This window comes from Rhizobium sp. C1, from assembly GCF_021026335.1.
GTDB lineage: Bacteria > Pseudomonadota > Alphaproteobacteria > Rhizobiales > Rhizobiaceae > Ensifer_A.
Window position 1 is genome coordinate 24395 of the sequence record NZ_JAJNCY010000014.1, and the last position, 26526, is coordinate 50920.

At 57.0% G+C, this 26526-nt stretch carries 16 protein-coding genes, 1 pseudogene and 1 other annotated feature; of the genes and pseudogenes, 10 read left to right on the plus strand and 7 right to left on the minus strand.

Annotated features, from left to right (window positions below; genetic code table 11):
* The first annotated feature begins 66 nt into the window (after window positions 1-66).
* A complete protein-coding gene (locus LQK83_RS20915; RefSeq protein ID WP_230839427.1) occupies window positions 67-999 on the plus strand; it encodes a hypothetical protein in 933 nt (310 codons plus the stop codon).
* Window positions 1000-1079: 80 nt separating this feature from the next.
* Here LQK83_RS20915 and LQK83_RS20920 read toward each other — a convergent pair whose 3' ends face one another.
* Both LQK83_RS20920 and LQK83_RS20925 read right to left on the minus strand, forming a co-directional pair.
* Entirely contained in the window at window positions 1080-2237 is a 1158-nt protein-coding gene (locus LQK83_RS20920) for a tyrosine-type recombinase/integrase (protein ID WP_269065828.1), read from the minus strand.
* A gap of 328 nt (window positions 2238-2565) precedes the next feature.
* Complete coding sequence (locus tag LQK83_RS20925) at window positions 2566-4233, minus strand: IS66 family transposase (protein ID WP_230839428.1); 1668 nt, start codon at window positions 4231-4233, stop codon at window positions 2566-2568.
* Window positions 4234-4247: 14 nt separating this feature from the next.
* Between LQK83_RS20925 and LQK83_RS20930 the strand changes: the two genes are divergently transcribed.
* The 8 genes from LQK83_RS20930 (at window position 4248) to LQK83_RS20960 (ending at window position 17925) form a co-directional block, all read left to right on the plus strand.
* The gene (locus LQK83_RS20930; protein ID WP_230839429.1) at window positions 4248-5384 is read left to right on the plus strand and encodes an RHE_PE00001 family protein; all 1137 of its coding nucleotides are present in this window, start codon (window positions 4248-4250) and stop codon (window positions 5382-5384) included.
* Window positions 5385-5546: 162 nt separating this feature from the next.
* On the plus strand, window positions 5547-6818 hold the full coding sequence (locus tag LQK83_RS20935) for a DUF262 domain-containing protein (RefSeq protein ID WP_269065821.1): 1272 nt from the start codon (window positions 5547-5549) through the stop codon (window positions 6816-6818).
* A gap of 6 nt (window positions 6819-6824) precedes the next feature.
* Complete coding sequence (locus LQK83_RS20940) at window positions 6825-7328, plus strand: hypothetical protein (protein WP_230839431.1); 504 nt, start codon at window positions 6825-6827, stop codon at window positions 7326-7328.
* Entirely contained in the window at window positions 7307-7696 is a 390-nt protein-coding gene (locus LQK83_RS21870; protein ID WP_442966809.1) for a hypothetical protein, read from the plus strand. Before LQK83_RS20940 ends, LQK83_RS21870 begins: the two co-directional genes overlap by 22 nt.
* Window positions 7697-8286: 590 nt before the next feature.
* Entirely contained in the window at window positions 8287-10056 is a 1770-nt protein-coding gene (locus tag LQK83_RS20945) for a hypothetical protein (protein ID WP_230839432.1), read from the plus strand.
* Between the two features lie 2 nt (window positions 10057-10058).
* Window positions 10059-11600, plus strand: coding sequence for a hypothetical protein (locus LQK83_RS20950; protein ID WP_230839433.1), 1542 nt, complete (start codon window positions 10059-10061; stop codon window positions 11598-11600).
* Window positions 11597-17047 (plus strand): FtsK/SpoIIIE domain-containing protein, encoded by a 5451-nt coding sequence (locus LQK83_RS21795; protein WP_230839434.1) that lies wholly within the window; start codon window positions 11597-11599, stop codon window positions 17045-17047. The genes LQK83_RS20950 and LQK83_RS21795 overlap by 4 nt, the downstream gene beginning before the upstream one ends.
* A 146-nt stretch (window positions 17048-17193) precedes the next feature.
* Window positions 17194-17925, plus strand: a complete 732-nt coding sequence (locus LQK83_RS20960; RefSeq protein ID WP_230839435.1) for a hypothetical protein — start codon at window positions 17194-17196, stop codon at window positions 17923-17925.
* Between the two features lie 4 nt (window positions 17926-17929).
* Here LQK83_RS20960 and LQK83_RS20965 read toward each other — a convergent pair whose 3' ends face one another.
* The 4 genes from LQK83_RS20965 to LQK83_RS20980 are packed head-to-tail and all read right to left on the minus strand — an operon-like array spanning window position 17930 to window position 24174.
* A complete protein-coding gene (locus tag LQK83_RS20965; protein ID WP_230839436.1) occupies window positions 17930-18769 on the minus strand; it encodes a phosphoadenosine phosphosulfate reductase family protein in 840 nt (279 codons plus the stop codon).
* Window positions 18766-22074, minus strand: a complete 3309-nt coding sequence (locus LQK83_RS20970; RefSeq protein ID WP_230839437.1) for a hypothetical protein — start codon at window positions 22072-22074, stop codon at window positions 18766-18768. Before LQK83_RS20970 ends, LQK83_RS20965 begins: the two co-directional genes overlap by 4 nt.
* Window positions 22071-22994: a DUF4007 family protein gene (locus LQK83_RS20975; RefSeq protein ID WP_230839438.1), complete on the minus strand. Its 924-nt coding sequence runs from the start codon at window positions 22992-22994 to the stop codon at window positions 22071-22073. The genes LQK83_RS20970 and LQK83_RS20975 overlap by 4 nt, the downstream gene beginning before the upstream one ends.
* A 10-nt stretch (window positions 22995-23004) precedes the next feature.
* Entirely contained in the window at window positions 23005-24174 is a 1170-nt protein-coding gene (locus LQK83_RS20980) for a cysteine desulfurase family protein (RefSeq protein WP_230839439.1), read from the minus strand.
* A 64-nt stretch (window positions 24175-24238) separates the two neighbouring features.
* Between LQK83_RS20980 and LQK83_RS20985 the strand changes: the two genes are divergently transcribed.
* Entirely contained in the window at window positions 24239-24739 is a 501-nt protein-coding gene (locus tag LQK83_RS20985) for a hypothetical protein (RefSeq protein ID WP_230839440.1), read from the plus strand.
* Window positions 24740-24959: 220 nt separating this feature from the next.
* Here the strand turns inward: LQK83_RS20985 and LQK83_RS20990 are convergent.
* Window positions 24960-26192 (minus strand): annotated as a pseudogene (locus tag LQK83_RS20990) (IS3 family transposase).
* Window positions 25791-25907, minus strand: a sequence feature (AL1L pseudoknot). Its footprint overlaps the pseudogene before it by 117 nt.
* Window positions 26193-26526 lie beyond the last annotated feature (334 nt).

Here is a 26526-nt window from a genome sequence, read left to right on the forward strand (position 1 = left end):
GGTTACCAATATTTTCATACCAGTCCTTTAAGTCGAACGCACGAATGACGGCGCGACGAGTTTGAAATGTTCATCACAAAGCCACTGACACCTCTCGAGATGCTGGCCGAGCTTCTTCAAAAGCGCCCAGTAGCTCTAGGCGAGACGAAAGCGTTCCAGTCTCTACGCCACAATAAGCACCTCTGCCGCGCCTTCCGGAATAAGGGGCGTTCTATCCTAGAAGTCTACAAAGCATATCGAGCGGACTGCCAAGATATTCAGGGAAGGGGCGACCAAGGGGTCGACGTACTGTTGCGGTACCAAATTGAAATTGACGGCGTCGAAAAGCGACAACTAGTTGGATTGCAGCTAAAGAGCTACGCGGAATTCGCTAAGTACAAGTCTGGGAAGGATCCGGATTTCATAAGCCGGATCAAGAATCAATACGCTGCAGCTACCCAAAGTGTTCGCGTCGATCACCTCTATCTGGTCCTCTGCACCGACGCGATTCTGCACGAAGACCAGATTCGGACGATCACTTCTGAGCTGAAAGGATGGGATGGCCTCACGATCATCACGCCCGAGCAAGCGCTTTCGTTTTATCAAATGTCCGAAACGGACATTGAGACCAGCGTAATTCGGTCGCTTTGCGGAAATGACCCGGTGCTAGTCGAAGCAAAGCGATTCTTTAGAGACATGTCTGACTTTGAATCTTATGCGCTAATTCATATCCTCTGTAATGTTCACGCGGGCGAAAAGGTAATGACACCCAGCGCGTTCACTGATCTTCACGATAGATGGAATGAGATTGACGGTTTCGGATCGGACGATCTTGGTACGGTGATCGAGAGTTTTGAAAATGCTGGCTATCTCGTTTACACAGGCCAGAACTACGCGATTATCGCAGAGGAAATGCCCACGATATTGAGCGCCATCTACTTCGACATTCGTACACGACGCGATATTCCTAGTGACGTGGCCGCCGATTATCTATGGCAACTTCTGGGGCTTGGTGAATGAGTGCGCAAAAGACGGCGAACTGATTATCGCTTGGCTTATGGAGTCCTTAACCTGTGGGCACAATCGCCTGAGAAGTGCCGTTACAGCATCCGCGCAGCCCGGCCGCTTCGCCGCACGGCGCTATTGTAATAATCCGACGCCTGCTGAACGGACCGATGACGCGATTGCTCCATGGCCTCGGGAAGCGGGATACCGCGACTGGCGGCCTCGGTGAGATAGCCGGATCGCAACCCGTGCGCCGAAAACTCCCCCACCTCCAGCCCGGCCATCGCCACCCGCCGCTTGACGATATCATTGACCGCCTTCGGATCGAGCGCCCGGCGGCTGATATGGCCCCAGCGGTCGATCGCCCGAAACACATAGCCGCTGTCGATCTTGCCGGCTGCCAGCCATGCATTCAGCGCCTCGACCGGCCGGCCGGTGAGATAAACGACCTCGTCCTGGCTGGCGCCGGAATTCTTGGTGCGGCCGAGGTGAATGGACAGCGAGGGGAGGGGGGTGCCGTCCTCGCCTTTCACTGGCGGCTCGATCGTCAGCTGCTCCTTGCGCAGGGAGGCGACTTCGCTGCGCCGGCGGCCGCCGGAGGCAAAGGCGACCATCAGGATCGCCCGGTCCCGCAGATCGCGCAGACTGTCGGTCCCGCAGGTCGCCAGCAGTTTGGCCAGCACGTCACCGGTCACGGCCTTGGCGCTTTTGCGAAGACGTTGTCTCGGCGCGGCTCGGATCGCCAGCCGAATGGCTGATTTGAGGGCAGGGGAGGCGAAGGCGCCGTTGAGGCCGCGCCACTTGGTCAGCGTCGACCAGTTGGCCAGCCGTCGTCCGACGGTCGCCGGCGCATGCGGTCCCGACGTTCTCAGAAAACCGCCAGTCCGCAACGCCTGCTCGACCTTGGCCGGCATGCCGTGCGCGGGATCGGTTTCGCGCCGCGACGGATCCCACAGATGATGGGCGACGAATTTTAGCAGCAGCGCTTCCGGCGCCGGCCAGGGCAGGGAGCTGCCGGTCGCCGCCAGGCACCAGGCTTCGAGGTAGCCGAGATCGGAGGCCAGCGCCCGCAGCGTGTTTGCGCCCATGCCCTCGTTGACCAGGTGCCGCAGGGTCTCGACGTCCTGGTCGGTGAGAATCTCGGCGAGCTTGTCGCGCCGGTCGATCGGCAGCACCGCGGCGATCGTGTCGAGGGCCTCGGCCCGCCGTGCGGTCGCGTCGGGCGCTGATTTTTTCGGCGCGATGATATCCAAAAATTCCTCCTGACGCGGCGGGAACCGGCTGCCGGAACGGCGCTGCTGGCCGGGCGAGGGCCCGTTTTCGCTGATTTGCGGGCTGAAATCAATCACCACCGATAAGGGATACTTATCGATGGTCAGAGACCCAACTAGCAATCATACCATGTGAGGAATGTTAATATTCAGATAGAGTTCCTTTAGCAAATCATTTACCATGATTTCAATGGTTTACGATCTCACGAAAATCAGCATGACTGCCCTGATGCGGGTAAGCGGGGCTAATCTGGTGGCGGTGTCGATAAAGCAGGCAGGGTTGAGGCTAGCATGCTGGCGGCCGAGGCCTCTACGCACGTGCCGCAACAATGGAGGGGAGGGGCGCAATAGGATGATCGCCGATACCCAACCGATCGCCGAGATAGTGCCAGAACGACAGGCCGAGCTTTTGGCAGGTCTTCATCAGGCCGAGCAGACTGTCGCGCGCCTGGCGGCCAGAGCGGCTGACGGTGCCGCCCGAGATCTTTCGCTTGATGACGATTCCGCGCAGATCCCTTTCCGACGCATTGGTATGGAGCGGGATCTCGGGTCTCTCGAGAACGCGCAGCAACTCGGCCTTGCGACGCCCCAGCCGGCCCAGCAGCGCGTCGAGCTCGCCATAGCCGGTGCGGATGGAGAAGATCCGATCGAACCTGATCTGAAGGCCGCGGACGGCATTTCGAGAGGGTTTTCGCCGATAGGCTTTCAGCGCTTTGTAAAAGTGCCAGATGAGCGTGCGCAGGGTTTCGACGTGCTTCACCTGGCCCGGCGTCGCCGGCATCAGCTTGTGCAGCAGCCGTTCGGCATGGACCCAGCACAAAGCATGGGTGCCGACTCTGAACTGCCCGGCGTCGTCGGAGACGATCACAGCATTGCCGACCAGGCCATGATGGCGGATGGCGCCCCAGATGCCGGCCTCGGCAAACGGGCGAATTGTTTGCCCATCAAAAATGTCGATGCCCTTGGCGGCCAGATGCTCGAGAAACGGGACCTGATTGGCAAAATGCTGCGGCTCAGGCGCTCTCAGTCGCGCCACCAGGGCCGGATCCACCTGTCGATCTTCCAGAAAGGTGAAGGCAGCGTCGTTGAGGACATAGTCCTGATAGTTGCCGCGCAGCAGGGCGAGAAAGTTCAGCCGCGATTTCGACGGCGCCGTGCGAAAGGCGCAAAAATACTCGCCCCCGATCTGCGTCGTATGAAAATTGCGGTTGCCATGACGGGCGCCGGTGTCGTCGACCGTGACAAAGGGCGCCGAGACCAGGCCAGCATGCAGCACGGCGGCATCCTCGGCATGAAAGCCATCCAGCCCTTGCGTCAGAAACCGGATGACCTGGCGTTTGGAAATCTCCACACCGACATCATTGAGCAGGGTCGTCAGGCGCTGTGTCGTGACCTGTCCATGGCTGTGGAGCATCAGGCAGAAGCGCCGCAGGTTGGCGCCGTAGCCGCCCTTCACGCCGGCTGGCAGCGGCGCAATGATCATATGTCCGTCCGGCGTCACCCAGCATTCGCGGCGATAGCGCACCACATCGGGCCGCACGATCAGATCCCGCACCACGCAGTCCCTATAGCCCTTGAAGCGCGATCCAGGTGGGGCGTTGGCAGACAGGACCTCTATGCGCATGACGCGCCTGGTGTCGCCCTTCGGCCCGCGCCGCCGCGCAGGCTTGTCCTTGCCGGCAACCATCGTGTCGCTGGTCGCCTGTTCCATGCCCGATGGCTTGAACGGCGGGCGCGGGGGCAGGTTCTTCAGCCGCGCAATCTCGTCGCGCAGAAGCTGGTTGTCGACCTTGAGCCGGGTGTTGTCGATCCTGAGCTGGTCGTTCTCGTCACGAAGCCTCTGGTTTTCGGCCTCGAGCTTCTCGATCCGGATGTCCGCTCGATCAGCCCGTTCCATCAGGCCCGTCACGAGCTCCCGCAGCGCCTTCAGCGACAGCGTATCGGCATGCTCGGCGATGGGAAGGCGGCGCTTCGTCATGCAGGGAGTGAATCATGATTTACAAAAGACGGGAATCCCTCGTGCCACCGGATTTGCTCCAAGTACTGATGCGGCCGGCTTTCGACGCCGGTGTCGCTCTGACCCGTCTGGATGAGCGCATCGCCCGTTCACCCGTCGGCCAGGGCTGGATAGAACGCCAGAATTTCGCCGACGCGTGTGCCTCGCTGTGGATCGATGGCGAACTCGTCCACCTGGAAGACCTCGTCCTCCATGACGCCACCCGGGATATTCGCACACCCACCCACGAACTCACCATCGCCCGCGACGTGCTGCGAACCCGCCGGCGCATCGCCGTCCAGCCGCCCGGCTGGCCCCTGTCGGCCGATGGGGTCCGGACACTGCGAAAAACCTCCGAGATCACATCGGCCGACACCGACGAGGCGACGTCCGCAGATGCCATCCAGCGGGCGGTCGCGATCGATCCGGAAGGGGAGGGGGACGTCGCCGACGACGTCGAAAATCTTCCGGGTGTTGACTACGCCGCCATCGATGCGATCCTCGCGCGCTCTGACGCCGCGCTCGAACGAGCCAAAAAGCCCGGCCGGGCTCCGGCCGATCCGCTGGTCTACGATCTCGACTGGGATGAGGACGAACGACTGGATGAATGGCGCACCGTGCTGCGCCAGGCCGAACACTTGCCGGCGGTGCTGCAGGCCATCGTCGCCCTCGATGCTTGGAACGAGCTGGCCGTGCTGCAGCACGCCCCTTGGCTCGGCCGGCTATTTGCCGCCTCCATCCTGCGCCAGGCCGGCGTCACGACCGGCGCGCACCTGGCCGCCATCAATCTAGGCCTCAAAACCATTCCGGTCGACCGGCGCCGGCATCGTGATCGGGAGACCCGGTTGCTCGCCATTGCTCACGGATTCTTGGCGGCCGCCGAGATCGGCTTGAAAGAGCATGACCGGCTGACTCTGGCGAAAACGATGATGGACCGAAAACTGGAGGGACGGCGGACGTCGTCAAAACTGCCGGAGCTGGTTGAGCTGGTGATGGCAAAGCCATTGGTGTCGGCCGGCATGGTCGCAAAGACGCTCGAGGTGACGCCGCAGGCGGCGCGGCGAATTGTTTTGGAACTGGGACTGCGCGAGATGACGGGGAGGGGGAGGTTTCGGGCATGGGGGGTGATTTAGGGGAACGTGAATATGCGACTTGGTAGTAGCTGTAGGCGTCAAATGGTGATTTGTTATCCATTTGGCCAAAGAGGTTACCGCGCTATCACAGTAATTTTTTTGAGAACTGCTCCGACTGTTGACTAGTTTGCAACTACCGGGCGATAGCGTCTGCCATTAGCAATGAAATTTGAGGAGATAGTTTTGGGATACTGGAATTCGAGCCCTCATCCAATTTCTGACCTTAGAGATTGGCAGAAAGCTGGCCGTCTCCAGGTTCGGCCCGATTTTCAACGGCGTGAGGTTTGGAGTCCTGCGGCGAAGATCATGCTGATAGATACGATCCTGAGAGAAGTGCCTATGCCTAAAATGTTTCTCTGGAACGAGGTTATTGGCGAAAGCACGCATAGAAGTGTGATTGATGGTCAACAGAGAATCCTGGCGATCCTTGGTTTTCTTGATGATGGTTTCACTTTGGAAGAGCCTTACGATGGTCCCTATCTGGGATTGCGATTTAGCGAGTTGCCACAGTCTGAAAGAGAAAAGATTCTACGGTATAGGATCGACTTCAATGAAGCCGTCGGCTTGAACGACGCCGAGGTGAGGGAGGTTTATTCTCGAGTGAACAAATACTCACTCCCCCTCAATAAGCAGGAACTGCGAAAGGCGGATTTCCCTGGCGCCTTCTTGGATATATGCTCCGAACTTTCTTCAGACGATTATTTGGACGAAGCGAAGATATTTTCTCTCGCTCAGCGCCGCCGTATGGGTGATGTAGAATACGTTTCCGAACTCGTCGCCGGGATGCTGGAAGGGCCGCAGGATAAGAAAGGCGATCTCGATTACTTTTATACAAAGTATGCGATTATGAATGAGGATCAAGCTACTGCAATTCGAAATGAATTTCAGTCTGTCTTGAGCGACATAAAGTTAATTTTCGACGAGAAGACTCTTTCGCTAAAAGGTACCCGATTCCACCAGAAGGCCGATTTCTACACATTATTCTTATCCATTTTAGAGTTAAAAAGATTGAACTGCGTCCTTGGCGACAAAAACCTAAGTCCGTTAAGGCAGGATCTACGCCTTCTAGATAAGTATATCGAGCCGTCGTCCGAAATAGAGCTTCTGAGCGAATACGCCATTAAGTGCGTCTCGCAGGCCAACTCGGTAAGCAGCCGTTCTTGGCGCAAAAATTTTCTAATGAACATCGTCTCAGGGACTTACCGCGCGAAGCTTCCTTCTCAACAAGCACTGAATGAATTCCACAGTATACTTTCCGACCTGCCTGATGACGGTGTTGCAAATCTATTCGACGACTGTGCGATTTGTTCCAAGCCTTTGCGAGACCATCCTGACGACGAGAGGGTACTTTGCTGGCCCGAGGGGACTGATGTGTTTCAAATGTCAAACTCCCAGTGGGCATCGCCTTCGTGCGATCCAGCTCAAAAGGGTTAGAAGTACATGGCTACGCTTTTTACTGGAAAAGCTGACGCTAGGCCCACTCAAACCGTCGAGGTGCCAGACGTCATCAAAACTAAAAATGGTCGCAGCTTCGAAATTGGAGATAGAATAGCCTCTGGTGGTAACGGAGTGGTCCATAAATGCACCGGGGTTGAAAGTGGATTGGAGTACGCAATCAAGTTTCAGCTCGACTTGCGGGATAAGCGACGAGCTCGGTTCAAAAAAGAACAGGAACTGATCAAAGAGCTGGAGCACGACCACCTTATAGTTTACGTCGACGATGGCGATCAAAGTGGAATATTGCGGAGAAATGGCAAGAGGGACACTAATGTTGCTATTCAGTTTATTGTGATGGAGCTTGCCAATAGTAGTCTCTCTGATCTGATCAAAGAAAATAATGTTCCCGCCGAAATATTTACTGCCAGTTCAGGGGTCTTGCGCGGGCGCTTGGGGTACTTCACGCTAAAGCTGTTCATAGAGACATTAAACCCGACAACATATTAGTGATGGGCGATAGATGGGTGCTGAGCGATTATGGGTTGTGCGACCCGCATGTCCGTTCGGAGGATGACCACTTCACTCCCGATTGGGAGATTGTTGGCCCGCGCTTTTGGATGTCTCCAGAGGCGAACAACCGCAGTCTGGGAAGCAAGGATGTCATCAACGCGGCGTCTGATGTGTTTCAACTTGCGTCAGTGTTCTGGTTTGTCGTGAACCGAAGCCATCCCACGGGCGTCCTATCGCGTTCTGATTGGAAGGGCCCCGATGCACTCTTCACTCCTATATTTAGGGCACTGCATCATGACTGTGCTATTCGACCGGAAAACGGGATATCGTTTGCTGAACAAATCGACGCGGCGATATTTAGCTAACCTGCAGTCGAAGATTTGGGTGTCGAATTTGCCGCGATTGGGCTCGGAGCCAGTATGGCGCCTGGCAGAGAAGGTGTTGCCTATGAAGTTCTGTTTGAATGGGAAGGGATAGCAAGCAGTTTATTGTGTGTCGGAAGTGGTGCTGGAAGATGGCTTGGATCCAAGATCGAAGCAGTGACTCTGACCGCGATTGGGGTGGTACAGGTTTATACCTCAATGTCGTCCGGGCGACCGGCTTCAAATCGGGTCCGTCAGGTAACGCCACAGATTTTTCAATAGCGAAGCAGCTCCAGCATCTCCCTCAAAATTAAATTCTTTCAAACTTTGTTACGGCCGTGCCGATTTGCACTGAACAAGAGCTTGCTGACCTTGAAATTTAGCTAGCATTGTAGTGAGTGTCTTAAGCGACGAGAAGACGTCCTAAGCTCCAAAAGCAGCGGAAGACGCGTCGTTTTTTATGCGGTTGATCGAATCAGTTCTTCGTCTACAACTTATTGGAACAGTGGGGGCGAAGCTTGCCAGAAATACCATCTACCCATGTCTGGGTTCGGTTCCTTAGGAACTATGGGCCAATACCGACGAATGACAATATGTATGACGAGTCCATTCAACGGGCCTTACGTCGTCATAAAATTCGTCCGATCACCCTCCCGGCGCCACTTCGCGACGAGCTTGTCGAAAACTTCCGCGGCCGTTCCCCAATATCATACATCATCACCGGCACAGCCGGGGATGGAAAAACATATCACTGTCGAGAGGTCTGGATCCAGCTTGGCGGCGACGGGAATCTCTGGAACCAAGGCGACAAGGTTCAGCGAATGGCTCTGGGTGACGGCCGCTCACTGGTTGTCGTCAAAGATTTGAGCGAATTGCGCGACGATGAAAGTGCATCCCTTATAGCCGATTTCTCGGCCGACATAGCGAACCCGGCCGCCGCAACATCATATCTCCTTGCCGCCAATCACGGGCAGCTCCTTGAGAAATTCAAATCCGCGCCGAAAACACCTGAGATCGAACGGGCCAGCCAGGTTGTCGAAGACCTATTGGTGACGGGCGCGACGAATGACGCGGGAATTCGTCTCGAGCTGAGAGACCTCAGTCGATCCCCGGCGGCTCAGATGATCACGGCGATCATCGAGGCGATAACCGAGCACGAAGGTTGGCGGGGATGCGATAGCTGCTCCGAGCGCAGCGACGGCGCTATCTGTCCCATATTCGAAAATCGCCGACGGCTCATGGGTGCCGGCCAAGAGGATCCGTTCAAGAAGCGGCTCGCGGCGGTCATTGAACTCAGCGAGCGCAACGGAAACCATTTTCCGGTGCGTCAGCTCCTGGCATTGATCGCTAACAGTCTCCTCGGTCATCCCAACGCTCGGGACGGGTTGATGACATGCGCCGATGTGCCCGCGTTGCGGGACGCCGGGCACATCGATCTTGCGAGCATTTACCGGAACATTTTCGGCGAGAACCTGAAGCCAAGCAGGGCGGAGAAGACAGAGCTTTTCCGCAAGCTGAATGCGTTTGGAATTGGAGCGGAAACGAGCAACCGGGTTGACAATCTGCTCGTCTATGGCGCCGACGACCCAGCGTACAAGGCCGACTACGATGAACTTGTAATCTCGGATCCTATCTACGGAGCGACGGCCGCGTTCACCAATGCTCAACGCACTTATCTTGAGGGCGCGGATTCTAATGAACGCGCCGCTTTCCTTGGAGCGCTACGCGCTCAACGGCAGCGTCTGTTCTTTACGATGCCCCAGTCAAAGATCGATGAATACGATCTTTGGGACCTCAGCGTGTTCCGTTACGCCGGGCTCTACCTCGAAACGTCTCAGAAGATCGCCGCCGGACAAGCCGCACCTCGGCAGGCGGTCAGCATGATAGTCCGCGGTCTCAATCGTATCTTCACGGGTATGTTGATCCAGAACCAGGATGAGCTCGTGCTCGCGACATCTGGCAGTTTCTCACAGTCGAAGCGCAGTCCGCTGCTCGATGAAATCATCTCCGTGCCTCGCGCGAGCGGCGAAGAGGTCAGCATTGTCCCGGACAAAGCCGGCCGAAACTTCGGAGTATCGGTCAAGCTGGTGCGCGGTAGCGAAATTCCGCCCGTGTTCCTGGCCTTGTCTCCAACCCGGTTCGAGTTCTTAGGGCGGGTCGCCGAAGGCGCCCTGCCTAGCAGTTTTTCGCTTGAGTGCCACGAGGATCTACTGGCTTTCAAAGCCCGGTTGCTGCGGGAGACCGAAAACCGCCGCAAGCTCGATGGGGATGATGTTACCGCAGAAGGCGAACTTGTACTGCGATTTATCGACGTCAGTTCCGATGGTCGCGCTCAGCCGCGACGTGTGATCGTGCGAGTATGACAATGGAATTTCTGGATCGCCCCACCCACTTTGAAGAACGCACCGGGCCTGCTTATTGGATCGACGAAGCGATCTGGGGACATCGCCTCCATGATGAGCAGTCACCGTGGCTGACATTCCTCGAGTTTTTGACGGTCCTGCTTTCGGAGCATCGTGAAGGTCGGGCACTTAGCGAGGAAACGTATAACAGCCTCTCCTATAAGCCGCAGCTTCAGCTGCGCCTGCGCAACCTCGTGTTCAACAATCCCCATGTGATGACCGTTCGCGCGGAAACAGGGTCAGACGACGCGGCATGGTCGCTTTGGCTGGGCAAGATGGCGGAAACAGCAGGCGGCATCGACAAGCCTGATTTCAGCTATCTTCGCGATCGGTTCGAAACTTTTGATGATTTTGCAGCGGTCTTGAACTTCCTTCAAGGTTCGGCGATTGAAGGGTCAAGCAACAAGCGGTGGAGCTCCAAATTCGTCTTCCCGTTTGGCCCCCATTCTCTGTTCGAAGACGTCAACGTTAAGCCAAATGGTAGCGTGTCGAACGATCGCCGGTTTTTCGCCCGAACCGGCGAAATCCTCTATCTCATGTTAAGCAGGAGCAAACACGCTGACGAGCTTCGCGCCCTGCTAACCTCCCGTTTCCTGGACCAACCGGCGGCCTATGATGCGATGGCACGCGCGCTTCAGGGAGATATCCAGCTCGCCAAGGCTGAACGTGGGGGCGCCTATCTGCCATGTGCACGGCATCCTGTCTTCGATCGGATGGCGGAAGATTGGCTGTCGATCCTGAAGTTGCCCATTCCCGGCCACGACGCAATCCCCCACCTTGTGACCACTGCTGGGCTTAATTTACTTCTTTATCAACTCGATCGGGCACGAGAGTTGCTCGATCGCCCCCCTGTCGAACTCGTTTGCGAAATCGTCTCGCCCAAAAAGTCCGTTGTTCGAGATCTGTCTGCCGATTCCTATCAACACAACAACATGCTGCCGCATCTGGCGATTGAGCGATTTATCATGCGCATTGCCGAGACGCCCGCCTGGGCGGCCGCCGTCGCATCAGAAGAACCCGTCTTGAGGGCCAGTGACCTGATGCAGCGCGAGTTTGGATGGCCGGACGGCGAAGATGACGAGACTGTCGGTGATCCAAAGCAACTGCTCGACGAACTGCTAGGGAAGGCCACCACTCGTCACAAGCAGCACGTTGGTAAGATTCACGCGACATGGTCACGCGCAATCGGATTGTCATCGCGCCGATCAAGCCGAAGGGTGCGCTATGCCCCTACCGATCGACTGCTAAAGACCTTGGTTGTGGCCTGCGTCGAAAACAGGCTTGAATTCAAAGACTTCCTGACGCGCTTGCACCAGCGCTACGGGATCATTATTGGCGACTCCCAGGCCCGGTCGTTTGTCGATGCCGGGACCGCAGATCAAGAAGACTTTTCGGACAATGCGCATCGCCTTGAAGAGCGATTGGCGAGCTTGGGTCTTCTCAGGCGCCTGTCCGACAGCTGCGCCTATGTCGAAAATCCATTCCAGAGAGCGAGAGTCGAGTGAACCCCTCTGATCTCATTGGCGCCGCCGGCGCGACATCGATCCGCTTGCGTCTTGACGCGCTCTCGCCCGAGGATGGCATGGCGCGCTACCTTCTCGATCGTTTGACCGGCGAACAGGTGGCCGCTATCACCCGAGCCTTGCTTACCGATGCAAAAGTATCCGCGCTCCTCAAAATCGCGTTGCCGCGTAGCCTAGTCTCACCGTTCGGTCTCCCGGATAGCGTGATGACCGACGAACGGATGGTGGCGATCCGGCACGCCGACTATGACCGACCTGCACTACTTTTTGCCAACACGGATGAAGATCAAGGTGCCTCTCTCGGGGATGTCACCCTGATCGGGGCGAAGCAACTGACCGAGGAGCCAGGCCCTTGGGTCGAGGCAGCCGCCGTCGGTCTTGGTCTGAGCGACAGCCAGCTCGCCACCTGGACGGCCGCATTAAGAGGTCTGACCGCAGCCGATGACTGGACGCTTCATCAGATTGCGAACTATGTCGCCATGACCCGCTTCCGGATTGAGTCCGAAGCGGTACCGGTCACGGACGCACTCGGATGGGCCCTTCCGGCGTTGCGTCTGCCGCGCGATAGCGGTTTCTTCCTTGGGCTTGGCGAACGCGACCGCGAAGTCCCGCGTCGTTGGAAGAAGCTGTTCGAAAAGCTCGTGGCTGACCGAAAACCTTTGATGGTCAAGCAGCGCCCCAATCGTCAGCTTATCGAAAATGAAGAGTTGAGAGACCAGTTTGCCGAGGTAAAGGACGATATCCCGGCCAATGTCCATCCTGCGATTGAAGCATTCATTGAGGCCGCACCGGGATGGGGGCCGGAAGCAGAAGCACTGAGCGTCTTCGAATGGGAGGCCGAAAGCGTTCTGCAGCTGTTTTCAGGGATTAAGCTGAAGAAAACCTCGCTTGCCCAAGAGACAATCAATTTCTTCGAGTTCACATTCCCGGACCGACTGAGTCCAGCCGACAACGAATACCTGCGCGTTCTCAAGGGGCGATCGCTGAAGGAAACGCGCGAGGACGATCGCGAATTCTTCGAGGCTCATCGGGATGATCTCGCGCAAGACAAGGCTCTCAGGGTCAAGTGGGAGCGCTTCGTCTTCGGTCGCCCGATCGAATGCACCGATTTCCTTGAAGGTTTGCTACGTGTCATTGAACGTCTGTTTGGCCAGGTCAACCTTGGAGGCGGACCGCGCATACTGAGCATCAAATCGGCCAGGCGCTCGCGCAACCAGTGGCTCGACCTCAATGCTGACGTTGGCCTTTATTTCGGCGTGCGCTACCGAGGGTTGCCGGCGCTCTTCGGATCAGCCGTGGACTGGGACGTACCGCATCTCTTTGCCTACGAAGAACTGCTCGATCGCGCCAAGACCCGTCAGAAGAAGTACCGGCGAAACGAGTCGACGGCACGAAGTGCCTTGCAGATCAAATTCGATGTGGCTCTGACGGCCGGACGGGAACGAGCAACCGTTCAGCTTGTATGGACAGCTCAGCCATCAGCCATTGGTCTGGAGCTGCCGAAGGATCTCGGCCGCCTTCTTAAGCGACCATTCGGACGCAGCAGCGTCGCGCGCCTCTCTGTTAGTCGAAAAGGCGCTCTCCAAACGGTATCTCTAAGCGATACCGGGACACTGCAACCAGCCTTCGGCCAGGATTCCGGGACGCTCATCCCGCGCACCAACACCGGCATCGACCTTGCGAAGGTCTTCCCAAAACTCTTGAAAGAGGCAAAGGAGGCAGGCCGGATTACACAGTCAGGTGCTGACGACATTGCCGCGGCATGGAAGGAATTCGCCTCCTTGTACGACGACGCTCTTAGCTCGCTGCAATCGTCAGGGTACGCGTCCGCTACTCTTGTCGCGCAGGCCGACGCCTATGGGGCGCTGCTGAACAGCTTGGCCAAGAATGCCATAGGTGATCTTAACCGCCGCGACATTTGGGAGCCGGCGCTGCGTATCGGCACGATCGAAGTCCTGGGAAGCACGCCGTCAGCCATTGTTGCACCGTGGCATCCATTGCGTCTGGCCGGTGTCGCCGCGAAAATGCGATCGGTGGCAGGCTTGGCCGACTATCTCTTGTCGGATGTCGATGTGAATTTCGGCGACTCGCGTCTGTTTTTCAGCGATCTTCGCGACGAACTTAGCCATCCGCTCTATCCCGAACTCGCCGTCGGCTATGACAGCGGCGAACCTGTCCTGCTTACGGAAACAAGCACGGTCAACGATTATAGCCTGCTTGAGCGGCCCGTCCGGGATCCGTCCGAGGCAACCACGGACGTTGATCCATCGGAGGCCGCGCGCCAGATCCGCGCTCTGCTTGAACGCTACCTTGATCTCCAGCCGCATGAACGGTCGAACCTCAGCATCATGCTCTACAATTGCGACGCTGCCGGCTTGCCGCTCGCAACCGTGAGCGCGCTGAGTTCCGTGCAAGACCAGGAAGAAGTCCATTGTAACGTGCTGGTCCGCCATCGCGACCGCAGCCGATTGTCCGGCGTTTACACCGAGCTGCTTGAACGATCGGAAAATGATCCCGATGCGGTGGTAGTCAGCGAGACATCACGAAATTTCATGTCGAAGCTGCGTATCGGCGTCATGCTCGACGTCGCGGGCGCATCAAAGTCGGGCGGAGCACGCGAGATAGACGTGGCATTCCTGCATGACGTTGTGTCCCGTCAAGCGCGCGAACAGTGGTTTCCGGTTCCGGCTCTGCCGGATAATCCATCGTTGCTGGAACACGTACCGGCGCGTTGGTCATACCGGCGGGTCACCGCCGAAGACGAACTCAAGGCGACGAGCTACCTGACGTGCCCGCGTCAGCCAGATGCTGGTTGGGCCTATATCGACGCCGTCGCGAACGTTGTTCGTCGCCAGTCGCACGCGCCAGACGAGCACTATCTGCCGGCCCGCCAGATCTCCTTCCAGGATGGTGGGCTGAAGGGGATGTTCGACGAGGTGCATAAGATGGCGGAGTGGGTCGCCACCTACGATGATCTTCTCGATAAGCGGCAGCTTGCCGCCCAGGGGATCAACGTGATCCGATATCGTCGCCAACGCACGCACGGCCGCAACATGGTCGTCTCGTCGACATCGGAGCTGCGAATACTTCACGTGCTGGTCAAGCGGCGGCTTGCGGAACTCTCCTTGGGTCTTGACGACGACCGCCTCGCAGGTCTCGCGCGACGAATGATTGAAGACGCCAATGCCATATCGGGCGATATCGTTCTGCGGGCAGCCAAACGGGGCGTCTCGGCCGGCGAGTTGATCGGTTTGGTGCTAAGCCGGGCCCTGATCGAAGAGGAGCTTGGTGAGCGCTCCGCTGTTGCCTGGTTCCTCCTCGATGATTATGCGGAATGGCTTGGGCAAAAAGAAGAGGGCATCGCCGACATCCTTGGCATCAGCCTCTCGACAGGAAAGGATGGTCTTCCAAAGCTCAGGGCAATCGTGACCGAAGCAAAATACGTCGATCAATCCGGTTTGGCGGAGGCGAGCCGCAAGTCACGCAGCCAGTTGCGGCAGACCGTTTCTCGCATTGATGATGCCTTGTTTGGCGATCCCGGGCGGCTTGATCGCGACCTTTGGCTCTCCAGGATCTCCGATTTGTTGCTGGATGGTACGGCAGCACTGGGCCAGGCAAATCTTCTCGAACGCGTCCGCGACGGAATTCGCCGGGGAGCGGTCCCCATCGATTTGCGCGGTTACTCACACATCTTCATCTCCAGTCCGGCAACTGACAGCAGTTCGCCGGGGGAGCAGGATGAGTTGCCGGAGATTCATATGGGGCTTCAGGAGACATTTACGCGCGAGGGACTTCGCAAACTGATCAAGGCCTACGAGGCGAAACAAAGCCTAACAGAACTGCGCAGCCAGCTCGGCGAAAAAAACACCTGGAACTTGGTCAGTTATCGTCATCCGGCGCCGCGGGTGGATTGGACCAAGGCCATCCAGAAAGAGCCTTCGATTGTTGCGACCGAACAGGCCATCAGCCATGATTACGACCAGGATGACGACGAAGGGGATCCTGAAGGAGGGATCGTCATCGAGGCTGTAGAACTCGTCACCGGCGATAATCCTTCGCTCGCCGCGGGTGGCGATCGCGGTGGCCTGTCTGGCGGGGAAACCATGCCCGCCTCTGTCTCGGTGCAAACTAAGGACGAGACAGCCATCTCAACACCGTCTCTTAGTAACACGCAGCCGGGTGCCCTGGAATTGACAAGCGCCGAGACGACTGCACCGACACCCGACGAATTTGCCCACGCTCGTATCGATGTCAGTATTGCTGACCTGGTTGACGCTCGTTCACAGAAAGTGCGCGAAAACTCGTCGGACGAACGCGCCTGGCTGGACAGCACCGCACAAAAGCTCCGCTCTGCACTTCTCGGCTACAATCTTCAGGCCAAAATCGTAGGGACGCGCCTGACCCCAAATGCCGCACTCATCCGTTTCATGGGGTCGGACCGCCTGCGCGTTGAAGATATCGAAGCGAAACAATCATCTCTTCTCACGACGCATGGGCTTAGGCTCATCTCGATTTCACCGTTGCCGGGCGAGATTGTCGTCGGCGTTGCGCGCCCGCAGCGACAGGTCGTTTCTCTCTGGGATGTTTGGGGCCGACGGGAAATCAATCGCAATGCCGCAGGCGTGAACACCTCGTTTGTGCTTGGTCTGAAAGAACTCGATGGCGATATCCTCTATCTGAACCTTGGCGGTCCATTCGCCGGCGGCCAACAACACGAGCCTCACACGCTCGTCGCGGGCGCAACAGGATCAGGGAAATCAGTGCTGATCCAAGCGCTCCTTCTTGACATAGCTGCGACCAACTCAAGCGATTTAGCGCACATTTACCTCATCGATCCGAAGATGGGAGTCGACTACGCCGCAATCGAGCGGCTGCCGCATCTGCAGGGCGGAGTGATCGTCGATCAATCGCGGGCGGTTGACGCTATGGAGGGTCTCGTCACGGAGATGGAGCGCCGCTACGATCTGTTCCGATCAAAGGGGGCTCGAGACGTTCGGGCATTCAATGCCAAGGTAGAGGCTAGTGAGCGGCTGCCATATGTTTTTCTGGTTCATGACGAATTTGCTGAATGGATGCTGACAGAAGATTACAAGTCTGCAGTGACTTCCAACGTGTCGCGGTTGGGAGTTAAGGCACGCGCCGCCGGCATTCATCTTATCTTTGCAGCGCAACGGCCTGATGCCAATGTTATGCCAATGCAGCTACGTGACAATCTCGGCAACAGATTGATCCTGAAAGTCGCGAGTGTTGGAACATCCGAAATCGCACTGGGCGTGAAGGGAGCGGAACAGCTCTTAGGCCTCGGTCACCTTGCGGCAAGGCTCAGTGGGGAACCAGCGATCATCTATGCGCAAGCGCCGTTTCTGTCAGATGATGATATCGATATAGCGGTTGATTCAATTTGCTCAAGCGACGCGGGTAGCAGATGAAGAGAGAGCAATCTGCTATCCAACCCGCAATTCGGATTTTCACGTGCGGTTGTGGAAAGCCGGATTGCACAATTGCGACACTCGACCCGTTCCGCGAACACATAGCAGCGTTGATCCATGGGATATTTTCAGCGGGACACTTTGGCTTGATCGATGGCTGCGATGACACACAATTTCCGTGGCCGGGCGTGACATTTCCCCTGCAAATGGCTGCCAGCATTGAGGACGTCTTCGCAGACCCATCATATATCGATGAGTCAGACGCCGGCCTTTATTGTGGAACCGCTTGGGATCGCGATGAAGAAGATCGGGATGCAGCGTCAGAGTATGTTGCTGCTTTGACAATCTTCAATTTCGTTTGGATGGCATACGAAGACGCTATACGGCAGTCGAATATTCTTGCCTTCTCGCGCGAAAAGCTTCCCGTTCAAGCCAGAAAGCACTTTGCTGAGCATGCCAGCCAAATAGATCAAATACCTGCATTGACATATCTTTACAGGATCGCTCGAAAGTGCTGCCTACATGCAGACCCTATAGCTGACGAAGTTAGGGCGATAGAGACAAAGTACAAGCTCACTGGAGCCTCTGCGGCTGCGGAACTCGGGCGCGTGTTTAGGAACTATGTCGTCCATGGTTCAGATCCGATTCCATTAGATGGATTTCCGAAGGGCTGGGGACTCGCGCGGTTCTACACAGTGTCTCGTATGCTCTTGGTTCTCATTCAGTGTCTGGTCAGATTGCGCTTAACAGACGCAGGAATGCTGATACCTCTCTCGCTCATGCGCGATGGAGAAGCAGAGGAGGCTGGCCTAATTTTCACGCAGCTGCATCAAAAAGCAAATTTATGGCGCCGATATCCGTCGCAACAGGTGAGATAGCTGGCTATTTGTGGCAGACCACACAGCTACTTGTCGCTTCGTCAAGACCATAGACGTCATCGATCGATTCCGTGGTCCTGCCGGATAGTGGGTTGATCCGCCGGCCGCGCCGCAGGCGTTCCCGGCGTTTCTCGTAATCTGATTTGATCTGTTCAACTCGCTCGGGTGAGATTAGATCCGTCAGGCTTTCGCCTTGGCTCCATGTGAACGGTGAGCCGTCTCGTAGTGCAGTCTTTTCATAGTCAACGGCCTCGGCAAATCGATCTGGATGGTGCTCGGCGAGCCGAACCCACTCGATCTTCTGCTGGTAAAAGCAAAATGTGCAGCCGGACCGGGAGCGCCACTGATAATAGGCTGGCTCGCCAACATCTGACTGCTCGAGTATCTCGATGACCCCGGCACGGTCGACGCCTGCTTCACGAAGCGGAAGATGGACCCGCATATTAGGGTGCGTGGCCTGATAGCCCTCGCGGCTTGGCTCATCAGCGCGGATGGCAACGTAGGAGTGGACGACCGTTCCGTTTTCCAGATCCTTTTGCAGCCAACGCTCCAGCGGTCGTAGTTTCAGTTGTCGCGTGCACCAGCGAGTACGAGGCGAGGGCAAAAAATTGCCGTACTCGTCCAACCAGAAATCAAAATCGCGATCGGGGTTAAGCCGGCGGATCGGCCGGCCAAGAAAGCCTTCTAGCTTATCCAAGAAGGTATAGACCTCAGGCAGCTCCTTACCGGTGTCTGTGAAGAAATACTCGATCGGCAACTCTGGATGATGCTGCCGCATGTAAACGGCGAGCGCAGCGCTGTCGCGCCCGCCTGAGAGACCGAGGATATGACGTTCGCCACTCATTGCCTATCAACCTCATCTTCGCCATCGGCTGCCATCATCGCGACTGCACGCGCCAATGCAGCAAGCTGCAGTCGTCCGCTCTTGTTTTCTGATCTGAGCGAAGCCACCAGGCGATCAGCGATTTCCGCGGCGGCCACCTTTTCGCTCTCGCTCAGCTCAAAGCTGCGCATCAACGGCGGCGTCTTAGGGTCGAGGCCAACAACCAGTGCAAGGGCCTCGGTCTGAGAGCGTCGATCTCGTACGATCGCTAGAGCCTCAAGCTCCCGGAAACGGCGCCCGTATCGCGCGATTTCTGTCAAAGCCTCCTGTCGGTCTCTATCAGACCAATTTCGGGCGGGGCGGTGCAACAGCACGCTCACGGCGCTCTCAATGTCGCCCTTCCCGAGCTCCATCGCCGCAACGCGATCTGCGAACGCATCGAAATTGTAATCGTTCGTCAGGCCCTTCAGCAGCGATGCGCGTTCTGCAATTCCAGCAAAAGTCGCGGTATCTATACCGAGCGCCTTTGCAAGTGCCAGACGCAACTCCTCCAGAAGCGCCGGATAGCTCGCTTCGGCCGCTTGGAGGGCATGATAGACCACCTCGGGAGAGAGATCCTCACCGAGAGCAGCCGGAAGATCGTCAAACAAGAGACGCTCGGGGTCATCCGACTTTATTACGATCCCGCGGATTTTCACCGCCAAGGGATCAAGATTGGTGGTCCGCTTTGCGAACTGTGAGAGCTCTTCGAACCGCTGAAAAAGAGCTGCGGCAACAGGCAATGACCCCCCATGATGGTCAACGCCGAGGAGTTGCGCTAGTCCGCTGAGAAAGGCAGTTTCGCGCACGGATCGGTCGATCCGCCTCAAACGGAAGAGGCCGGGCTTCTGCAAAAGCTTGTCAACGACGACGTCATCGATTGCTGTTTGATAGACACCGTCGATATAGACTGCGACGCTTTCGTGTTTTGCAAGCATGTAGGCAAGCGCCAGCACCGGCATGATACCGGCTTTGATGCCGTAGGGCGGCCGAGCCCACTCCGCATAAACAGCATCGAGAGGCTTTTCGCCCGCAAGATCGATTACCTCCCACGCAGGCCGAAGCGATGCTCCCTCTTGGCTATCGTCTGGCTCTGAAAAACCAAACACGCCGCTCTTGATCTCTTTGTGCAGTCCGAACGGTCGGAGCAAAGTGAGATAGAGGCCGAGCTCTGCAGGATACTGGGTCATCCCCAGCTGCTCATCTGCATACGAGTTGACCATTGCATGAGCCAGTTCACGCAAAGCCGCCATCGAATTCGACGATGGTTTGTCTCGCTGCAGCAACTCGCTTTTGATAATCGGCGCGCTGTAAAAACCGGCGTCGGCCAGCGCACTTGCGACGACCGTTAACGGTGCGCGAATGGCGTGGCCCGGTTGAGGCGCCAGGTACCAGCTTGCATTCTCAAATGCAGTCTCGAGTGTCCGATGAAGCTGATCGATACAGTGGGATTGTCTCGCGGCAATCTCCCGCCTCGCTATCCTGTCGCCCTCCAGCTGCGGGTGCTCACGGAAAACACGTTCGACCGCCAGCAACTCTGCGGCCGTTGACCGGAGGGCAAAACTGTCATTTGCACCCCCTACGGCGATCACACGCTCCTCCGTTGTCAGGGCTTCGGCGGCTTTCTGCGCAAATAGATCGACTGATTTTGTCGTCAAAGAACCGTCGCCGAGGAGCAATAGCAAAAGGCCGCTACCACGAAGGGGACGAGCCAAAATGGCGCTCGTCAACGACTCAATCGTATCGTGTGGACCGACGACCTGCAGCGCTATCTCAAAGGTCCTGAGCGCGCCTTTCTGGAAATAATGCCGCTTGGCTGCGGCAAAGCCCATGCCGACCCGGCGCGGAATGTCCGCGAGTTCAAGTGCGTCCGCCGGCTGAATAGCCCGCCCAATGGCCTCCTCAAGATCGAAATCGCTACCGGCAAAGAGGGCATATCCACCTAGGCGTGGCTGCCGGATAAGAATGGCCCAATCGACGAGATCCTTGATCGCTCCGCTGATTGCTTTCATCGTGAAGCCTGGCACGGACGCGCTCAAAAAGTCGTCTGCAAGCACGACGCCAGACCCGTTCCGGAAAAACTCGATGATCGCGGCCGCTTTCGTCAATGCGACGTGAAGACCGGTTCCTTTAACACTGGCCCGCTCGATTGCCTCGAATGCGAGGCTGAAGCGGTTACCGTCCACACCCGCGGTAAGGGCCATTCCGAAGTTCGCAACAAGATAGTCCCAGAGCATTGCGGGATCGTAGGTCCCGGCCTCCAGATCAGTGGTCTCGAGAAACTCTTTGAAGCTGGAGGGTTCAGCTGAACTCAAGAAGCCAAATACGCTTCGCTCATTTTGGGCAAACCGCGCTCGTGAGATCGGCCCGAGCAGAAGTGCGCTCACCGGGTTAAGAGGCCATGTGTGCGTAAGCGCGTCCGCCAGAACGTCAACGTCCGTGGGACGACGTTTGGCGACCGCTTCCGCAACAGTGCGGGCGCCGGACCTATCGTGATCAGAGCGCTCGGTGGCAATGGCCCGTCCAAGCAGCGCAACTGTTTCGTCTGCGCCTGAAAGAAATGCGATGTCCTGGTAGCGGCCTTGAACCTTGCGCCACTCCTGACGAGCATCGCGGGCGGCACGCGCGGTGTACTGGTCAAAAGACTGGTGCAGAATGCCGATGACAACCAAGCGGCCGCTGCTGCGCGACGCATGCTCGGCAAGATCCTGAAGCAGATGAACATCGCCACCCTCAAGTGCTTCGTGCTCGAGAAGCTTGCCAAGTTCGTCGAGAATGAGGAGTGTTCCACTCGACGCATCTTCGCCGCCCTCGACCAAAGCCTTGATAAGGCGATCATCGCTTGCTGCGAGTTGTGACGCAGTATCCGGCGACCAGCCAAGCGCGTTGCGTGCGGCTTCGACGATTGCATCCCGGAGCCGTGTACGGCTTCCGGTAACGGCGACGACTTTCCAGGCGCCGCCGGTTTCCGGGAACGCCTCGTCGAACAGGGTCGAAAGAGGCTCCCCCGCGATGTCTCGAGCAATCTTCCTGTTCTTCTTCGCGCCCGCCACCAGGTTCGCAAGTAGCAAGGCAGCGCTGGACTTGCCGCCGCCATAAGGACCGGTCCACGTGAATGCGCCTTGGTGGTGGTCCCGCTGGCTCTCACCAAGGGTACGCAGAGATTTCGCAACGCTCGCTTGCAAGACGTATCCCACCAACGGCGGTGTGCCGTTCAGGTCCGCGTCGAGCCGGGCCGATCGCGCAAAACGGCGATCAATGGAAACTACGCTGGAAAGCTTGCTCATGCTGCGATCTGACGGTCGAGTTTGCGTGGGTAAGCGAGAGAAAGAACCGTCGTTGGATCGAACTCGGACGTGCGCTGGATCTGGCGAAGACCGGCCGTGTCTACCCATTGCCAAGCGCTTGCAGTCAGATCGTCAAGCCGCATCAGCCTGGAAACTACGCTGTCTTCGTCCAGTTTGAAAACGCGGCCTGGCGAGCCTGCTCCATAACATATCTGCTCAGCCGTCAATGTAGTCGCGCCGCCGGATCGTTCCCAGAACTGACCTAGTGCGAAAGCGAAAACGGCGTCATGGAGGCTTGGCTTAGGACCGCGAACAAACTCGTACCAGCCGCCAAGCCGCGCTTCTCGGATCAGTGCAAGTTCTGCTAACAGAGGCTCTGCGGCGTCTTCGTTAAGAGTATCTGCGCGCCGCACATAACTGCGCAACAGAACCTCGATGTCGCGTTTTAATGTTCCGCGCGTTGCCCGCCATCCGTTGCTCTCGACTAGGACCATGAGCTGGTCAAGCAACATCGCCGGGTCAAACTCGATCGCATTGAGCAAGTTGAATGCGTAGTAGGCAGTTGTTGTCATCGAAGGCGTGCTGGCCATGTGCCAATGAGCGAGCCAAATCGTCGATGATTGCTCGAGGTAGGGATCGAGACCATCATCGGAGAGAATGGCCCGACCAAGCCCGGTTGGTGTAATCATGCGTTCAGCTTCGGCAAAGAACCCCGAAGCAAGCGCCCAATAGCGCATCGAGACGGCCATATTGCGCCCGACGCCGAAACGGGTTATTGCCTCTTGTTCCTGAAATGTTCTCGAATCGGCTCCGTCGCCGATTGCATCGAAGGCTTTCTTCAGCCACAGCAGCCGGAGCGGGAACGTTTCGTGCCCAGCAAACTGCCCTCTCGAATCGATCTTTATCGTCGCGTGTCCCATAGAGGGGACCTTACTGGTGAACCCCTCCAGTTTCAAGGCGAGACAGCGCGGCGGCATCAACAATATGGCCGGCAGCGGTTAATATCTCTTCCGAATTCTGGTAGCGATTACAGAAAATCCGAATAACGCCACGAGCATCGAATTCTGAAAGACCAATAGATTCAAGAACATGTGAAGTTTTGATTTGCCCTGAAGTGCATGCCGACCCCGTTGAAAGCGATACGTCACGCGCGATGCGGGCGCAGAGCTCGTCCGCATCGACGTCGAAGAGTTGGATGGACGCAGCGCCTGGAACGGTTGCCGCATCGCCGCTGACCCGCCGGAAACGAAGTTGCCGTTGTTCAAGCGTCTCAAGCAACCGCTCGATCAACCCCGAGCAGTGCTCTTGGTCGGATGAAAGCCGGTGTTTTGCAACCCGGGCTGCCGTACCGAAACCTGCAATCAGTGCGACAGGTTCCGTTCCCGGCCTCAGGCCGCTTTGCTGGCCGCCACCCAAAGACAATGGAACCGGGTTTGGCGCGGATGCGGCAACATACAAGGCGCCTATGCCCATCGGGCCATAGCATTTGTGGGCCGAAATGGTGAGGTAGTCGACGTCAAGCTCAACGACGTCGACATCGATCTTGCCGGCGGCCTGCGCAGCATCGCTATGGAAGAGCGCGCCGCTCTCATGCGCCAAGGCAGCAGCTTCCTTGACCGGCTGAATAACACCGGTCTCATTGTTGACCATCATCACGGATGCAATGAGGAGATCTTCGTCGACGAGCCTCGCAAATTCGGCGAGATCGAGCCGACCGCGGCGATCTACGGGAGCAATGCTGACTTCAAACCCTTCGGACCGCAAGGCATGTGCAGGCTCCAACACGGCCTTGTGTTCCACAGATGAAACGAGGACGCGTTTCCGTCTAGGTTCAAGTCCACGAGCGGCACGTGCCGCGCCCAAAATGGCGAGATTGTTGGCTTCGGTTGCACCCGATGTGAAGGTGATCTCGCTCGTCGCGGCGCCGATCAGACCGGCAACCGATTCGCGGCCGTCAGCAATCGTGCGGGCGGCAATCTCGCCCGAAACGTTGGCCGAACCAGCATTGCCCGGTTGCGCCCAAACGGCAAGCATCGCCTCGCGAGCTTCAGGCGCAAGCGGTAGTGTAGCAAAACCATCGAGATAGATTGGATGCCCCATTTCGAAATCTTCCCGCACTAAGCCCGCATTCGATGCTAAAGAGAATCGAACGAGGAGGTTTAAGATGTCGAACGGTATAGCGAATGAACCACAGCAAGAAAATTCCCATAATCACAGCGTCGTGGAACGTATTCGGATAGCCGATATCTATCGAGAGCAGTACGCGCACTTCCGTTCAATGAACGACATTTTGTACAAGATCCCTCCGCTTTTTACCGTCGCGCTAGGAGGTTTGTGGTATTTTGCGGCTTCTCAGCTGAAGACCGATCGAGTTGTGGCAGCGGGCATCTTCATATTCTGTGTAATTCTGAGTATTGCGTTCATAAACATCATGGGAAGATTTGGGCGAGCCTTTAACGGCTATCTCGATAATCTGAATAAGTTCGATGGTGAATATCGGGTGAGTTTGAAGCCATCCGGCTGGCCTTCGACTGTAAAAACAATCCAGTTTCTTCTTTGGGTTTCAGCGATCGTTTCGACCATTGGCGCGGGCCACGCCATCAGGACGCAGCCCCTGCGTTCGACTCCTGCTGAAGTGTCGGTGGACCAAGCCACTCAGCCGTAAGGGCGGAATCTCGCGAACAAGTGTCGAAAGAACCGCTGCGGTAGGGTTCTTTTCAGATCATTAGAAGGGCTTTGATAGAGAGGCTTGGTTAAAAGCATACATGCAGGTTTTGAATGCCCGTCAAATCGAATAAGGCTATGTGTTTAGTCCCGGCATTTGATGGTGCGGATTGAGTTTAAACTGAACCGCCCCGACTTTACCGGAGACCGTTTGGTTTAAGTTATGCGGCCATGGCTGGCACGTCCAGCATAGCGTAGTATCGTTCTTCGGCCTCGGCGGGCGGAATGTTTCCGATGGGCTCCAGAAGGCGGCGGTTGTTGAACCAGTCGACCCATTCGAGCGTAGCGAACTCCACGGCTTCGAAGTTACGCCATGGTCCTCGCCGATGGATGACCTCGGCCTTATAAAGACCGTTGATTGTTTCGGCGAGAGCATTGCCATAGGAAACGCCGACGCTCCCGACAGACGGCTCGATGCCCGCCTCCGCCAGCCGCTCAGAATAGCGAATGGACGCGTAATGCGAGCCGCGGTCGGAATGATGAACCAGCCCGCCACGTTTGACAGGCCGCCGATCATGAAGCGCCTGGTCGAGGGCATCGAGGACGAAGCCCGCATGAGCGGTCCGGCTCGCCCGCCAGCCGACGATACGGCGGGCGAAGGCATCGATCACGAAGGCCACATAGACGAAGCCTTGCCAGGTCGCCACATAGGTGAAATCGGATAACCACAGCCTGTTCGGCGCGGGAGCCTTGAAGTAGCGATTGACGCGGTCGAGCGGACACGGGGCAGACTTGTCCGACATGGTGGTTTTGACTGCCTTGCCGCGAATGACGCCTTGAAGCCCCATCATTCTCATAAGCCGAGCGACAGTGCAGCGGGCGATGTCGTAACCTTCTCGCTGCAACTGCCGCCAGACTTTGCGCACGCCATAGACCTGGAGGTTCTCGTTGAACACCCGACGTATCTCGACTTTCATGGCAATATCATTCCATTCGCGGGCCGACGGGCGACCCACGTTCGCGCGCTTGGCGACGACCTCACAATAGGTGGACGGGGCCATCGGCAGCAGTCTGCAGATCGGCTCGACCCCGAGCACCGAGCGGTGTTCGTTGATGAAGGAAATCATCGCTTCAGTGGGCGGTCGAGCTCCGCCCGGGCAAAATACGCCGAGGCTTTGCGCAAAATCTCATTCGCCTGACGAAACTCGCGATTCTCCCGCTCCAGAGCCTTCATCTTCTCCGCCACGTCACTCGGCAAACCTTCACGCTTGCCACTGTCGACCTCCGGCCTTTTTCACCCATTCATGGAGTGTATGTGCCGAGCAACCGATCTTGGCCGCTATCGATGATACCGCCGCCCAGCGGGAGGGATGTTCGGCTTCATGCTCCGAAACCATCCGAATGACGCGGGCATGAACCTCAGGAGAGAATTTGTTCGTCGTTTTGCTTGTCATAGACCCTACTTCTCACGAGTTGGGGTCTCCGGCAAACCCGGTGCGGTTCAACAGGCCGGCCCGATGCTCCTTCAAATACCGATGATCTCTTCACTGCTGAAACGGGAACCCTTCTCCGGAGGACAGGCTAACTCAAACCCAGGACATTCCAGGGGAGTAGGTCAGAAGCTCTGACAATTTTGACGGGTCCCGCCATAGCACTATCGTATGAAGACGTGTGAAAAATTCCATTTTTCGACTGATTGACGTTTACCGATCTTGGCCCAAAGAATTAGTGCTCCAAAAATATAACAAAAAGTGAAGGGGTATTTATATGCGGTGAGTCATTTTGAAT

Coding starts and splice junctions, on each gene's coding strand:
- LQK83_RS20915 (WP_230839427.1), top strand. CDS start 67: ATGTTCATCACAAAGCCACTGACACCTCTCGAGATGCTGGCCGAGCTT.
- LQK83_RS20925 (WP_230839428.1), bottom strand. CDS start 4,233: ATGACGAAGCGCCGCCTTCCCATCGCCGAGCATGCCGATACGCTGTCG.
- LQK83_RS20930 (WP_230839429.1), top strand. CDS start 4,248: ATGATTTACAAAAGACGGGAATCCCTCGTGCCACCGGATTTGCTCCAA.
- LQK83_RS20935 (WP_269065821.1), top strand. CDS start 5,547: ATGAAATTTGAGGAGATAGTTTTGGGATACTGGAATTCGAGCCCTCAT.
- LQK83_RS20940 (WP_230839431.1), top strand. CDS start 6,825: ATGGCTACGCTTTTTACTGGAAAAGCTGACGCTAGGCCCACTCAAACC.
- LQK83_RS20945 (WP_230839432.1), top strand. CDS start 8,287: ATGTATGACGAGTCCATTCAACGGGCCTTACGTCGTCATAAAATTCGT.
- LQK83_RS20950 (WP_230839433.1), top strand. CDS start 10,059: ATGGAATTTCTGGATCGCCCCACCCACTTTGAAGAACGCACCGGGCCT.
- LQK83_RS20965 (WP_230839436.1), bottom strand. CDS start 18,769: ATGAGTGGCGAACGTCATATCCTCGGTCTCTCAGGCGGGCGCGACAGC.
- LQK83_RS20970 (WP_230839437.1), bottom strand. CDS start 22,074: ATGAGCAAGCTTTCCAGCGTAGTTTCCATTGATCGCCGTTTTGCGCGA.
- LQK83_RS20975 (WP_230839438.1), bottom strand. CDS start 22,994: ATGGGACACGCGACGATAAAGATCGATTCGAGAGGGCAGTTTGCTGGG.
- LQK83_RS20980 (WP_230839439.1), bottom strand. CDS start 24,174: ATGGGGCATCCAATCTATCTCGATGGTTTTGCTACACTACCGCTTGCG.
- LQK83_RS20985 (WP_230839440.1), top strand. CDS start 24,239: ATGTCGAACGGTATAGCGAATGAACCACAGCAAGAAAATTCCCATAAT.